16 protein-coding genes and 1 pseudogene are annotated in these 12,227 nt (G+C 70.8%); 8 read left to right on the plus strand and 9 right to left on the minus strand.

Annotated elements, in window-relative coordinates; genetic code table 11:
• The first annotated feature begins 14 nt into the window (after window positions 1-14).
• Entirely contained in the window at window positions 15-590 is a 576-nt protein-coding gene (locus tag AB0E90_RS07615) for a DUF899 family protein (protein ID WP_360400844.1), read from the plus strand.
• Here AB0E90_RS07615 and AB0E90_RS07620 read toward each other — a convergent pair.
• Entirely contained in the window at window positions 541-1,251 is a 711-nt protein-coding gene (locus AB0E90_RS07620; RefSeq protein WP_360400847.1) for an SDR family oxidoreductase, read from the minus strand. The genes AB0E90_RS07615 and AB0E90_RS07620 overlap by 50 nt on opposite strands.
• A gap of 100 nt (window positions 1,252-1,351) precedes the next feature.
• Here AB0E90_RS07620 and AB0E90_RS07625 point away from each other — a divergent pair, with 100 nt between their 5' ends.
• Together AB0E90_RS07625 and AB0E90_RS07630 are read left to right on the plus strand one after the other, a co-directional pair.
• Complete coding sequence (locus AB0E90_RS07625; RefSeq protein ID WP_360400850.1) at window positions 1,352-2,152, plus strand: helix-turn-helix transcriptional regulator; 801 nt, start codon at window positions 1,352-1,354, stop codon at window positions 2,150-2,152.
• Window positions 2,153-2,176: 24 nt separating this feature from the next.
• Entirely contained in the window at window positions 2,177-3,052 is an 876-nt protein-coding gene (locus tag AB0E90_RS07630; RefSeq protein WP_360400853.1) for a TIGR03560 family F420-dependent LLM class oxidoreductase, read from the plus strand.
• Here AB0E90_RS07630 and AB0E90_RS07635 read toward each other — a convergent pair.
• Window positions 3,042-3,422, minus strand: a pseudogene (locus AB0E90_RS07635) (aldo/keto reductase); the annotation flags it as partial. The gene AB0E90_RS07630 and the pseudogene AB0E90_RS07635 overlap by 11 nt on opposite strands.
• Window positions 3,413-3,766 (minus strand): aldo/keto reductase, encoded by a 354-nt coding sequence (locus AB0E90_RS07640; protein ID WP_360400856.1) that lies wholly within the window; start codon window positions 3,764-3,766, stop codon window positions 3,413-3,415. The gene AB0E90_RS07640 and the pseudogene AB0E90_RS07635, both read right to left, overlap by 10 nt.
• Before the next feature lie 137 nt (window positions 3,767-3,903).
• Here AB0E90_RS07640 and AB0E90_RS07645 point away from each other — a divergent pair, with 137 nt between their 5' ends.
• The 4 genes from AB0E90_RS07645 (at window position 3,904) to AB0E90_RS07660 (ending at window position 7,321) form a co-directional block, all read left to right on the plus strand.
• On the plus strand, window positions 3,904-4,098 hold the full coding sequence (locus tag AB0E90_RS07645) for a ferredoxin (protein ID WP_360400859.1): 195 nt from the start codon (window positions 3,904-3,906) through the stop codon (window positions 4,096-4,098).
• Window positions 4,099-4,144: 46 nt separating this feature from the next.
• On the plus strand, window positions 4,145-4,705 hold the full coding sequence (locus tag AB0E90_RS07650) for a helix-turn-helix domain-containing protein (RefSeq protein WP_360400862.1): 561 nt from the start codon (window positions 4,145-4,147) through the stop codon (window positions 4,703-4,705).
• A gap of 88 nt (window positions 4,706-4,793) precedes the next feature.
• Entirely contained in the window at window positions 4,794-5,990 is a 1,197-nt protein-coding gene (locus AB0E90_RS07655; protein ID WP_360400865.1) for a cellulose-binding domain-containing protein, read from the plus strand.
• A gap of 41 nt (window positions 5,991-6,031) precedes the next feature.
• Entirely contained in the window at window positions 6,032-7,321 is a 1,290-nt protein-coding gene (locus AB0E90_RS07660; protein WP_360400868.1) for a mannitol dehydrogenase family protein, read from the plus strand.
• On the opposite strand, the gene AB0E90_RS07665 is transcribed toward AB0E90_RS07660, so the two are convergent.
• The 6 genes from AB0E90_RS07665 to AB0E90_RS07690 all read right to left on the minus strand — a co-directional run bounded on the left by AB0E90_RS07665 (window position 7,296) and on the right by AB0E90_RS07690 (window position 11,796).
• Entirely contained in the window at window positions 7,296-8,447 is a 1,152-nt protein-coding gene (locus AB0E90_RS07665; protein ID WP_360400871.1) for a cytochrome P450, read from the minus strand. The genes AB0E90_RS07660 and AB0E90_RS07665 overlap by 26 nt on opposite strands.
• On the minus strand, window positions 8,444-8,995 hold the full coding sequence (locus AB0E90_RS07670) for a snapalysin family zinc-dependent metalloprotease (protein ID WP_360400874.1): 552 nt from the start codon (window positions 8,993-8,995) through the stop codon (window positions 8,444-8,446). Before AB0E90_RS07670 ends, AB0E90_RS07665 begins: the two co-directional genes overlap by 4 nt.
• Window positions 8,996-9,071: 76 nt before the next feature.
• The gene (locus tag AB0E90_RS07675; RefSeq protein WP_360400877.1) at window positions 9,072-9,599 is read right to left on the minus strand and encodes a hypothetical protein; all 528 of its coding nucleotides are present in this window, start codon (window positions 9,597-9,599) and stop codon (window positions 9,072-9,074) included.
• A gap of 246 nt (window positions 9,600-9,845) precedes the next feature.
• Window positions 9,846-10,100 carry a hypothetical protein gene (locus AB0E90_RS07680; protein WP_360400880.1) on the minus strand — a complete coding sequence of 85 codons (255 nt, stop codon included), beginning with the start codon at window positions 10,098-10,100 and terminating at the stop codon, window positions 9,846-9,848.
• Window positions 10,101-10,952: 852 nt separating this feature from the next.
• A complete protein-coding gene (locus tag AB0E90_RS07685) occupies window positions 10,953-11,435 on the minus strand; it encodes a hypothetical protein (RefSeq protein WP_360400883.1) in 483 nt (160 codons plus the stop codon).
• A gap of 97 nt (window positions 11,436-11,532) precedes the next feature.
• Window positions 11,533-11,796: a GlsB/YeaQ/YmgE family stress response membrane protein gene (locus AB0E90_RS07690; protein ID WP_360400886.1), complete on the minus strand. Its 264-nt coding sequence runs from the start codon at window positions 11,794-11,796 to the stop codon at window positions 11,533-11,535.
• Between the two features lie 70 nt (window positions 11,797-11,866).
• Here AB0E90_RS07690 and AB0E90_RS07695 point away from each other — a divergent pair, with 70 nt between their 5' ends.
• Window positions 11,867-12,121: a hypothetical protein gene (locus AB0E90_RS07695; RefSeq protein WP_360400889.1), complete on the plus strand. Its 255-nt coding sequence runs from the start codon at window positions 11,867-11,869 to the stop codon at window positions 12,119-12,121.
• Window positions 12,122-12,227: the final 106 nt, after the last annotated feature.

Below are 12,227 nucleotides of genomic sequence, written 5' to 3' on the forward strand. Positions count from 1 at the left end.
CACGGAGGACAACCATGACCATGCCGCCCATCGTTGACCTGGCCACCTGGCAGGCCGCCCGGGACGAGCTGCTGGTCCGCGAGAAGGCGCACACCCGCGAGGGCGACGCCATCGCGGCCGCCCGCCGCCGGCTGCCGATGGTCGAGTTCGATCCGAAGGTCGAGGTGATCGGCGCCGCCGGCCCGGTCCCGTTCCTCGAGTTGTTCCAGGGCCGCGACGAGCTCGTGGTCTACAAGCACATGTGGCACGACGGCGCGCCGCACCAGGGCCAGTGCGAGGGCTGCACCACCACGGCCTGGCACGTGTCGGACGCGGCCTACCTCCACGCCCGCGGCGTCTCGTTCGCCGTCCTGACCACCGGCCGCCGGCCCGAGGTGGCCCCGTTCGTCGAGTTCATGGGCTACACCCAGCCGTGGTACCCGGTGCGCGACAAGGAAGCGCCGGTCGGCGACAACATGGGCACGATCGCCGCCCGGTGCCGCAGTGGACCCGCCCCGGCGCCACCCCGGAGCAAACCCTGGGCCGCACCGACCACTGCCACTAGACGAGGCGGTGGCCGCCGTCGATGTGCAGCACCGAGCCGGTCATGAAGCCGTTGGTCATCGCGGTCCGGAAGGCGGCGGCGATGTCCTCGGGGCGGCCCACCCGGCCGGCCGGCAGCCGGGCCGCCATCGTGGCCAGCCGCTCGGTCTTCGCCGCCCCGGCGAGAATGTCCCAGATGGCGGTGTCGACCCAGCCCGGCGAGACCACGTTTACCCGGATCGGGGCGAGCTCGACCGCGAGAGTGCGGGCCAGCGACTCCAGGGCGCCGTTCGCGGTGGCCAGCACCGAGGCGCCCGGACCGGGCCGGTAGGCGGCGATCCCGGAGGTGAACGTGATCGATCCGCCGGCGCGCAGGTTCGCGTGCTTGGCGACCAGCCACGGGCCGAGCACCTTGGTGGCCAGGACGTTGCGGGCGTCGTCGAGGGGGAACTCACGGATCGGGTGGTAGGCGCCCGCTGCGTCGGCCGCGGTGACGACGATGTGGCTGCGCTCGGCCGCGAGCAACTGCCGCACGCCGTCCTCGTCGGCGATGTCGACCGGGCTCGCGGTCAGCTGCTTCGGTTCGCCGAGCTCGCGGGCCGCCGCGGCGAGCCGTGGCGCCGAGCGGCCGGCGATGTGCACCTCGGCACCCTCGTCGAGAAGCTGCCGGGCCAGCGCCAGCCCCATGCCGGATCCGCCACCGATGATGAGCACGCGTTCGTTCTGCATGAGCTCAGCGTGGAGCGGCCGCGATCCGCCGTGAAGGCCGCGCCGGGCCTGGTCCTCGCGGGGCCAGGCCCGGTGTTCCGGCCGGTGCGAGACTTGCCGGGTGAGTGAGCTCGGGGAGTTTCTGCGCAGCCGGCGCGGGCGGATCGGGCCCGGTGACGTGGGGCTGCGGGCCGGGAACGGGCGGCGGCAGACGCCGGGGCTGCGGCGGGAGGAGCTGGCCGCGGTGGCCGGGGTCAGCGTCGACTACTACATCCGGCTCGAACAGGGGCGCGACACCAACCCGAGCGCCGCGGTGCTGGATGCTCTCGCCGGGGCGCTGCGGCTGGACGACGACGAACGCGATCACCTGCACCGGCTGGCGAGTGGGCGCCGCGAGGTGAGGCGGCCGGCGCCGGTGGTTGCCCGGCCCGGCCTGCGGCAACTGCTGGAGACCGTGCGTCCGGCGCCGGCGTTCGTGCTGACGCCCGGCAGCGACATCCTCGCCGAGAACCCGGAAGGACTCGCCCTGCTCGACGGGCTGGCCGGCTGGCCGCGCGGGCGGCGCAACATCGTGCGCTACATCTTCCGGCACCCGGCCGCCCGCACGGTCGTCACGCCGTGGCGGCGGATGGCCGAGGACTGCGTCGCCCACCTGCGGGTGGTCCCGGCGGCGCAGACCGAGGCGCTGGTCGAGGAGCTCCTGGCGGTCAGCGCCGACTTCGCGGATCTCTGGGCCCATTACGACGTACGCGTCAAAAGCGGCACCCACCGCGCGTTCCAGCACCCGGCCGTCGGCCGCCTGGATCTGAATTCCGAGGTCCTGACCGTCGCCGACGGCCAGCGGCTGGTGGTCTTCCAGGCCGCCCCGCACTCGCCGTCGGCGGACGCGCTGGCGCTGCTGTCGCTGGCCGCGCGACCGTAGCCCGGTTGGCCGTAGGGTGTGATCATGCGGATTGCGATCTGGCCCGGGGCCCAACGGCCGTATGCGGAGATCATCGAGATGGCCCAGCACGCGGCCGCGACCGGGTGGGACACCGTCTACATCGCCGACCACTTCATGCCCGACGGCGATGACATGGCGTCGCCGATGCTCGAGGCCGGGTCGCTCGTCGCGGCGCTGGGTGCGCTGGTCCCGCGGGTGCGGATCGGCACGCTGGTCTACGGCAACACCTACCGGCACCCGGCCGTCGTCGCGAACATGGCCGCGACCGTCGACCACATCAGCGGCGGCCGGTTCATCCTCGGCGTCGGCGCCGGGTGGCAGAAGACCGAGCACCGGGAGTACGGCATCGAGCTGCCGTCGCCGGGACCGCTGCTGGACCGTTTCACCGAAGCGCTGCAGGTGATGACCGGCCTGCTGCGGCAGCCGCGCACCACTCTGGACGGCAAGTATTACCAGCTGGTGGACGCGGTGTGCGAGCCGAAGCCGCTGCAGTCCCCGCTGCCGCTGCTGATCGGCGGCAAGGGCGAGAAGCGGATGCTCGGCATCGTCGCCAAATATGCTGATTTGTGGAACTGCTGGGGCGTGCCGGCAACGATCGCACACAAGTCGGCCGTCCTCGACCAGCATTGCGCCGCCATCGGCCGCGACCCGTCGTCGATCGACCGGACGGCGCAGGCGCTGGTCGCGGTGGAGGGCGGGCGGCCCGCCGACACCGGCCGGCTGCCGGTGATCGGCGGATCGCGCGCCGAGCTGGCCGACGCGATCGCGGAGTACCGCGCGATCGGCCTCGACGAGCTGATCATCCCGGACGACCTCCTCGGCGAGGGCGCCGCCCGGCTGGCCGCGATGGACGTCATCCGGGAACTGGTCAGCGACTGATTGCCGCCATCTCGGCGTCGGTGAGCGGGCCGCGGGCCTCGGCGGCCAGGCACTCGGCGAGCTCGGTGCGGTTCTTCACGCCGAGCACCACCGTGGCCACGCCGGGAACGCTCAGTGCGTAGCGGTGGGCGAGCGCGGCCGGCGTCTCCCCCAGCTCGGCGGCGAGCTTGCGGAACGGCTCGGCCCGGGTGAAGTCGACGGCCGCCGGGTGGTCCGGCGGGACGTCACGGTCGAGGGCCGAGGTGAGCGAGCCGGCCGCGACGGCCCGGATGCCGATGACCGCGACCCCGTTGTTGCCGGCCGTCTGCCGGATCTCGCCATTGGCGGTGGGCACGTCGCCCCACGGCCAGATGTCCCCGGTCATGTCGAGGGCGTTGACGACGACCTGGGCGGCGTCCGGCCGGGGCTGGCCCGCAGGCTGCGCCCGATCCGCCCGGCGAAGTCGCCCTTCCCGTCGTGCAGCTGCACCTTGGACGTGATCATGACGTGGTCGGCGGCCCGCTGCCGGAGAGCCTCGCCGACCGCCAGCTCCGACTCGGCGTCGACGCCGTAACTGGGCGCGAGGTCGAGCATCGTGATGCCGCCGTCGATGGCGGCGTGCACGGTGGCGACGGCCTCGGCCCGATCGGTCCGCCCCCAGACCCCGGCGATGCCACCGCCGCCGAGGGTGAGCGCGCTGATCCGGCTAAGCCGCCCGAAGTCCCTGATCTCCACAGTGGATTCCTCTCGTAGCTTCTACGCCCCGACCGTAAAGGCTGGAGTGCACTCCACCTCAAGTGGCCGGCGTAGCTTATTGACGAGCTTCACCATGACGGGCAGTGTTGGGGAGTTCGCCCACTGTGGAGATGCTCATGAAGATCACCGTGGACACCAGCCTCTGCATCGGGTCGGGGACCTGTGCGCTCACCGCGCCCGGCGTCTTCGACCAGGACCCGGAACAGCCGGTGGTGGTCGTGCTCGACGACGCCCCGCCGGAGGCCCAGCGGGAGGCGGTCGAGCTGGCCGTCAACAGCTGCCCGGCCGCGGTCATCCGGCTGATCGAGTGACCGGTAACCGTTCGCATCGATCCAGTTACTTCGATATGTTCGAGGCATGCGGAGTGCGGCGGAAACCGAGGTCTCGCTGGTCCTGACGGCGGCGGAGATGTTCGGGCGGGACGGCTATGCGACCACCTCGCTCGACGACGTGGCCCGGGCCGCGGGGCTCAGCCGCGGCGCGGTCTACCACCACTTCGGCACCAAGGCTGCCCTCTTCAAGGTGGCGCTGATCCATCAGGAGCGCCGGCTGGCCGAGCGGTTCGTCGCCGCCTCGTCGGTGCGGGCGGGCTGGGACGCGGTGCGCGCCGGCTGCGCGATCATTCTCGACGGCTACCTCGACCCGGCCATGCGCCGCATCCTGCTCATCGACGGGCCGGCGGTGCTGGGCTGGCAGGAGGTCCGTTCGATCGAGGACGGGTTCGTCGGCGAGCTGCTGCGGCGCGGCCTGCAGCGGGCCGGCGAGGAGCAGGACGTCGAGGCCAGGCTGTCCGTTCTGCGTGGCGCGCTCGCCGAGGCCGGGCTGCTGCTGACCCGCGACGAGGACGCGTTGCCGGCCCTGACCCGCGAGATCGAACTGCTGATCAGCACGTACGAGCGAAACCCGGCCGCCGCCTAGCTTTTCATCTACCCGAAACAAAACTACAGTCGTCGATATCTGGGAGCGCTCCCAAAGCCTCCGTCCCCCATCCCACACGGGAGTTCAGATGCGCCGACGAGCAATTGCACTGGCGGTGGCCGGCCTGGTGGCCGGAGCCGGGCTGATCGTGGCGGCGGCGTCGACCGCCTCCGCGGCCACCGCCTGCGCCGTCGACTACACCCTCAATTCGTGGTCCAGCGGCTTCACCGCCGACGTCAAGGTGACCAACAACGGCTCCGCCCTCTCGTCCTGGACGGTGGGCTGGTCGTTCGCGGGCAACCAGCAGATCACCAGCGCCTGGAACGCCACCGTTACCCAGTCCGGAACCGCCGTCACCGCGGCGAACGTCGCCTGGAACGGCAGCCTCGCCACCGGGGCCGCCACCAGCTTCGGCTTCCAGGGCACATATTCCGGGACAAATGCCGCGCCAACCGCCTTCACCCTCAACGGCGTCGCGTGCGGTGAGCAAACGGCGACGACGCCACCGACGACCCCGGCCACGACCGCGCCGACCACCACCCCGACCACGGCTCCGACGACACCCCCGACCACCTCTCCCACCAGCGCGCCGACTGAGAACTGCGTCGCCACCGCGGTCTGTGACGGCTTCGAGAATCAGACCGGCACGGCCCCGGCCGGCAACTGGGCGATCTCCACCCCGGACTGCTCCGGCGCCGGCACCGCCACCATCGACAAGACCACGGCCCACTCCGGCGGCACCTCGCTGAAGATCAACGGCGCCGAGGGTTACTGCAACCACGTCTTCGCCCGTAACACCGCCATCCTCGGCACCACCAGCAACGTCTGGTACGTCCGCTACTGGGTCCGGCACACCACCGCGCTCCCGGTCTCGCACGTCACCGCGGTGGCCCTGGCCGACGCCAACGACGGCGGCAAGGACCTGCGCTTCGGCGGCCAGAACAGCGCCCTGCAGTTCAACCGGGCCTCCGACGACGCGACCCTGCCCGAGCAGAGCCCGGCCGGCGTCGCCCTGTCCGCCCCGCTGCCGGTCGACACCTGGAACTGTGTCGAGTTCAAGGTCGACGGCAGCAACGGCACGATGGAGACCTGGCTCAACGGCACGTCGGTCCCCGGCCTGCTCGAAGACGGCACACCCACCCACGACATCGACAGCCAGTGGCTCAACAAGACCTGGCGGCCGGCGCTGACCGACCTCAAGCTGGGCTGGGAGAGCTACGGCCAGGGCGCCGACACCCTGTGGTACGACGACGTGGCGGTGAGCGCGATGCGCAACGGCTGCTGAGAACCGTTGCCGGGCCGACCGCCGGAACCCACGATGTAGCCATGCGAATCGTGCACCTGGGCCTCGGGAACTTCTTCCGGGCGCACCAGGCCTGGTACACGTCGGTTGCCCCGGACGCCGGCCAGTGGCCGATCGCGGCGTTCACCGGCCGGTCGGCCGAGGCGGCCCGCCGGCTCAACGCCCAGCACGGGCAGTACACGTTGCTGGTGCGCGGCCCGGAACGGGACGAGGCGCAGCTCATCGGCGCGGTGGACTCGGCGTACCCGGCAAATGATCATCAAGCGTGGCGGGAGCACCTGGCCGCACCCCGCACCGCGCTGGTGACCTTGACCGTGACCGAGTCGGCCTACCTGCAGAAGCCGGGCGGCGGCCTGGACGTCCACCGGGCCGCCGCCGACGTCGCCGCCTGGCTGCGCGGCGACCCGGTGCAGACCGTGCCGGGCCGGCTGATGGCCGGGCTGGCCGAGCGGCGCATCCTCGGCGGCGGTCCGATCGCGATCGTGCCGTGCGACAACCTGCCGGCCAACGGCGAGGCGGCCGCCCGGGTGGTGCTCGACTTCACCTCCCTCGCCGAACCCGCCCTGGTGCCGTGGATCCGCGACCACGTGTCGTTCGTGTCGACGATGGTCGACCGGATCACCCCGCGCACGACTGCGGACGACGTACGGGCGGCGGTGTCCCTGACCGGTTTCGACGATGCCGTGCCGGTGGTCACCGAGCCGTACTCGGAATGGGTCCTGGACGGCGTCTTCCCGGCCGGACGGCCGCAGTGGGAAGCGGGCGGGGCGCGGTTCGTCTCCGACGTCACCGCGCACGAGCAGCGGAAACTCTTGCTGCTCAACGGGGGTCACTCACTTCTGGCGTACGCCGGGAGCGCTCGCGGCCACATCACGGTCGCCGACGCCGTCGCGGACCGGGAGTGCCGCGCCTGGCTGGAGCAGTGGTGGGACGAGGCGGCCCGGTACGTCCCGCTGCCGCCCGGCGAGATCGCGGCCTACCGCCAGGCGCTGCTGACCCGCTTCGCCAACGCCCGCATCCGGCACACCCTCGCGCAGATCGCCGCCGACGGCTCGCAGAAGATCCCGATCCGGGTCGTCCCGGTGCTGCGCGCCGAGATCCGGGCCGGCCGCCTCCCCAGCGGCGCCATCCGGATCCTGGCCGCCTGGATCGATCACCTCCGCGGCGCCGGCGCCCCGGTCGACGACGCCGGGGCGGCCCCGTTCATCGAGCGCGCGGGGAACGTACGAAATCTGCTGGAGCTCCTTGCTCCTGATCTTGCCGCCGACGACGCGCTGGTGGCGGCAATTACTTCCGCACCCGCACCGCGGTGAACGCCCGCAGCACGAACGTCGGGCGATGCACCGGCTCCGCCGTCAGGGCCAGCGCGGGCGCGTGGTCGAGCAGCGCGGACAGGCCGGCCTGCAACTCGATGCGAGCGAGCGGGGCGCCCAGGCAGAAGTGCAGGCCGGCGCCGAAGCCGAGATGCGGGTTCGGATCGCGGCCGACGTCGAAGGTGTCCGGCTCGGCGAAGACGGCCGGGTCCCGGTTCGCCGCGCCGAGCAGGGCCGCGATCTCCCCGCCTTCCCCGATCGTGACGCCGGCGATCGTCACCGGCGCGGCCGCCGTGCGCACGAACAGGTGCAGCGGCGGGTCGTAACGGATCATCTCCTCGATCGCGGCCGGGACCAGCTCTCTTTCTACGCGCAGGCGGGCCAGCTGCGCGGGGTGCCGCAACAGGGCGACAACGCCACCACCGAGCGCGTTGACCGACGCCTCGTGCCCGGCGTTGAGCAGCAGGATCGCGGAGGCGACCAGCTCGTCGCCGGAGAGTTCCCGCTCCGCGACGAGGTGGCTGATCAGGTCGTTCTGCGGGTTCTTCGCACGAGCGGCGGCGAGGACCCGCAGGTAGTCGGCGAACTCGCGGCAGGCGGCAAGCGCGGCCTGCTCGGCCTCCGGCGTCCGGGACACCTCGTACATCCGCACGATCGCCGCCGACCACGGGCGCAACCGGTGCCGATCGGCGGCCGGCACTCCCAGCAGCTCGGCGATCACCGTGACGGCCAGCGGCTCGGCCAGGTCGGTCAGCACGTCGAACTCGTCCCCCGCCGCGTCCAGCAACGACGCCGCCTCGGCCGCCACCGCCGGGCGCAGCCGCTCCACGTGACCACGGCCGAACGCCCTCGCCACCAGCGACCGCAGCCGGCTGTGGGCGGGCGGCTCGTTCTCCATCATCTGGTTGCGGTGCAGCAGATTGAACGGCTCCCACTCGGCCGCCGGCTCCCGATCCCGCCAGAACCGGCCGAGCCGCCGGTCACGCAGCACCGCATCGGCCGCGGCGTGACTGGCGGCCAGCCACTTGCCGGTGGGCTCATGCCAGCCCACCGGCGCGTGTGACCGAAGCCGGGCCAGTGCCGGGTACGGGTCGCGGATGAAGTCCGGGTCCTCGAAGTCGATCACCCGGCCAATTTAGCCGGACCCGCCCAGACATAGCTCTGCGGCGCAACCGCCACCGACGTGCGGAACAGCGACTCGACCTTGGCCCGCTCGGCGGCGCTCGGGGTGGCGTTGGTGCAGGAAACCGGCGCGCTGCTGCCCGACATAAGGTCGGAGCAGAGCCCCGTGCGGTTGTCCGGCAGCCCGAGGATGTGCCCGAACTCGTGAGCCGCGATCCGCGGCGGGTAATACCCGTCGTTCACGGCCTCACGCCCCATGTACCAGCGCCCGTTGCCGAGCGAGGTCGAATAGGTACGCGGCCACCCGTTGTCGGCGTAGACCCGGATGTTGGCGGTGTGCCCCGTGGTAACCGGCTGCAGCTTCACGTTGCTGACCACCGAGTTCCAGATCTGCGCACCCTGGTTGACCACCGCGACGAACTCCTGCGCCTGACTGGCGTCGTAATACAGAATCTTCGCCGCCGCGGAGGCCGGCGTGGCCCCAGCAACCTGCACACCAGCAAGCGCGAGCACGGCGACCAGCGCGGCCGCCCACCTTCGTAGAAGCATCATTGCCCTCCCAGGGGGTTTGAGGGTTACCCCACCACCCTAGAAAGACAAAGAAGATCATCAATCTAAACCCGGCATATCACTTCCCCTCTCCCACCAGTGCAATACCGCCAAAACCCAAGACCCTCCCCGAGTACGCTCCCCTCTCCCCCAACCGCAGCGCGCCAGTCACCCGACTGCTCATGCCTTCCGCCTTCCGCCTTCCGCCCAGCGCCCAGCGCCCAGCGCCCAGCGCCCAGCGCCCAGCGCCCAGCGCCCAGCGCCGATGGTGGGAATTGCCCTTCCGCCACCCACAGGTGCCACGCCAGCCAAAATCTAATCCTCGTGCCGCGGCCACGAAAGCTATTATCCGACTGGGAAAGAAGCCATTTTGTTCGTCACACAAATACCAGATCCGCACCTTTCCAATATTGGCATGATCGACCGTTGTACCTAGCTCTCCGCGGTGCGGGAGAATGTATTCATGCGGCACCCAGACGGTCATGTGGTCGGCGTTCGACAGCTCCAGTTCTTCACCAACTGCGAGCTCGCCGTTATGCGTGACCGAACGAAAGCCCGCAATTATTCGCCGGAGGCTGATGAGTTTCGTCGTGAGCACCTGCGTCACCGGCGATGGGGGCTCGCACGGCGCCACGCCCGGAAGCTGTGCCGATCGAACGGTTGCTCGGCCGAGTGCGGAGCAGTGGGCCTGCATGACAACTTCGAGGAGATCCCGCCGCTGATCTGGAGCGACCAGACCACCGTCGCACGGCCGCCGCAGCACGTGCCAGACCGCGCGGCCCAGGTCGTGTGGGATGCGCGCGAGGAACAGCCCGGCCGCGCCGGTCCCACCGAGCAGGCAGCGGATGCCAACTCAGCCGATCGGGCAATGCAGGCCAAACCTGCACGCCAGGCGGATGCAGCCGGCCGGGCCGAGGTGGTTGATCAGGCGCACGACGGCGACCAGGCGTCGACAGTCGGCCAATCCCAGGCCGTCGACCAGACGGAAGCAGCCCACCAGGCGTCGACAGCCAGCCAAGCCCAAACACTCAACCAGACGAAAGCAGCCCGCCAAGACCAGACAGTCGACCAGGAGGAAGCAGCCGTCCAAGCATTGGTAGTCGATCAAGACCAGACAGTCGACCGGGCGGAAGCAGCCGACCAAGCGTTGGCTGCCGGTCAGGCGCAGGAGGCTGACCAGGCAGAAGTAGGCAGCCGGGCACCATCAGGGAGCCAGGAGCGGGTGGGCGCCCGGTCGAAGGCAGTTCGACCAGGCGGAGTCGGCACATCAGCTCGGGCCGGGCGGCCGCGGTGGGTCCGCAGTTCCCCGCGAACGATGTCGACCGCCTGCGGCCGCCGCGCGGTCCGGGCCCGGCCGCCTCCCGCGGCTCTTCCGAAACCGCAGCCACCCCTGCTGCTCAATCGCGGCCAGCCCGGCGGCGCCACCGCTGGCGGCCGACCCCCGGCGGCCAAGCGGCCGCCCCTCCACCACGCACACCAGACACCAACCACCGCACGCACCACCGCAAGGGCCGACCCCCGGCGGCTAAGCGGCTGCCCCGTCACGACGCGCATTGGACGCCTGCCACCGCAAGCACCACCGCTGGCGGCCGACCCCCGGCGGCCAGGTGGCTGTCGCGTCACGACGCGCACTGGACGCCTGCCACCGGCGGCGCCGGATCGCCGAACATCGCCCGGCGACACCCGAGTGGGCTGGAACGCTGCCCCGGCCCAGTGTCGGATGTGTCGTTCTGTCGACCGGAACGGCAATCGGTGAAATGCGCGGCCATTGCCCGCGCCGAGAAAGACACCAATGACTTTTCCGCGGCCTGCGGAAAGGGCTCCGGGCAACGAACGGAATGAGGATGTCGGGATTGCCGCGGCACCGGCGGAGTTCCTGCGGCGGCGGGCCGGCCGCGCGATTGGAATGCTGTGGCGATAGGGCGCCCGGCTGCTCATGGCGCCCAGCCTGAAGCGCTTTCTATCGGACGTATTCGGCGTCCAGCAAGGCGGCGGCGCTTTCGGTGGTGGCGACGAAATCGGCCGGGGGGACTCGGGCTACGAAGGCCTTGTGCCGGTCCTCCGGGAGCGGGTGGGTGTTTCGCCAGAACTCGAAGACGATCACCAGGTCGACGTCCAGGTAGGCGTACATCAGGACGTTGTCGACGGCTGCGTCCCACTGCATGAACCAGAACCGCTCCCGGAACCCGGTCTGATCCGCCTTGAGTAACCGGAAGATCTGCTCCGGTGAGCGGCCCGGGAAGGGGCAGGGCTCGATTTCGCGGCGGCGCACGCGCTCCACGTCGAGTCGCAGGTAGTGAAGGAAGGACGGGAGGTAGACCGTGTGGTCGTCCGCGGTCAGCAAGTGGTCGCCCAGCCACAGGTGGACGACGCGCTGTGCGTTCGAGATGATCTCGCCCGCTTCGACGCCGAAGGTGCCCCGGTCACCGAATCGACGTGTCATCAGCTGCTGAGCATAGTGGCGCACCGACGGGCATGGATGCCCCGGGCGACGGCCGCTGCTGCGGTTGGTGGAGCCGTCACCCGTACATGCGAAGGGGTTATGGGCGTCGGCGGATGCCGGCGACCAAGCCGACGCCGACCGCAGCCAGCACGACCTGAATGAGCAGCTCGATCCAGTCGATGCCCTTGGTGTCGTTGACGCCTAGGCCGGCGGCGATGAATGTGCCGATGATGGCGGCCACGATGCCGATCAGGATGGTCAGCCAGATCGGGATGTTCTGCTTGCCGGGCACGACGAGGCGGCCCAGGGCGCCGATGATCAGGCCGACGATGATGGCGGTGATGATGCCGGAGACGTGCACGTTTGCTCCTCGGGGGCGAAGTTCTGAGGTGCGGATGCCCCGTGGGTGTGACTCGGCAAACGTGGCGAGCGTGGCGGATCATCCGGCTTCTTCCGGGCGCGATGCTCTCGGGTCGGACGATCAGGATCGGCTCGAAGGCAAGGAGATCGGTGGCAGCCTGCAACTGCTGACCGAGGTCGGGCCCGCCGAGCACCTCCGCGGTCAGCAGATAATGCACTCCGGGCTCCAACTCGTCGACGACAACGGTGCACTGATACACGTCGCCGTCCGGGCGGCACGGGAAGCTTCCCTCGTCCGCCGGCCTTCCGGTGGTCGCCCGGAATGACAGCACGAGTCGCTGTCCACGGAGGAATTGGGACGGCACCAGAACATCGAAGTCGCCGCCGATCGTCCGAGCGTCCGGCGGCGGCTGCTCGGCGGCGGGCGGTGGC

This window comes from Actinoplanes sp. NPDC026619, from assembly GCF_040638295.1.
In the GTDB taxonomy this organism is placed as follows: Bacteria; Actinomycetota; Actinomycetes; order Mycobacteriales; family Micromonosporaceae; genus Actinoplanes.

Bases quoted from the DNA above. Each gene is read 5' to 3' on its own strand.
- AB0E90_RS07615 (WP_360400844.1), top strand. From the start codon at position 15: ATGACCATGCCGCCCATCGTTGACCTGGCCACCTGGCAGGCCGCCCGG.
- AB0E90_RS07620 (WP_360400847.1), bottom strand. From the start codon at position 1,251: ATGCAGAACGAACGCGTGCTCATCATCGGTGGCGGATCCGGCATGGGG.
- AB0E90_RS07630 (WP_360400853.1), top strand. From the start codon at position 2,177: ATGCGGATTGCGATCTGGCCCGGGGCCCAACGGCCGTATGCGGAGATC.
- AB0E90_RS07645 (WP_360400859.1), top strand. From the start codon at position 3,904: ATGAAGATCACCGTGGACACCAGCCTCTGCATCGGGTCGGGGACCTGT.
- AB0E90_RS07650 (WP_360400862.1), top strand. From the start codon at position 4,145: ATGCGGAGTGCGGCGGAAACCGAGGTCTCGCTGGTCCTGACGGCGGCG.
- AB0E90_RS07655 (WP_360400865.1), top strand. From the start codon at position 4,794: ATGCGCCGACGAGCAATTGCACTGGCGGTGGCCGGCCTGGTGGCCGGA.
- AB0E90_RS07660 (WP_360400868.1), top strand. From the start codon at position 6,032: ATGCGAATCGTGCACCTGGGCCTCGGGAACTTCTTCCGGGCGCACCAG.
- AB0E90_RS07670 (WP_360400874.1), bottom strand. From the start codon at position 8,995: ATGATGCTTCTACGAAGGTGGGCGGCCGCGCTGGTCGCCGTGCTCGCG.
- AB0E90_RS07685 (WP_360400883.1), bottom strand. From the start codon at position 11,435: ATGACACGTCGATTCGGTGACCGGGGCACCTTCGGCGTCGAAGCGGGC.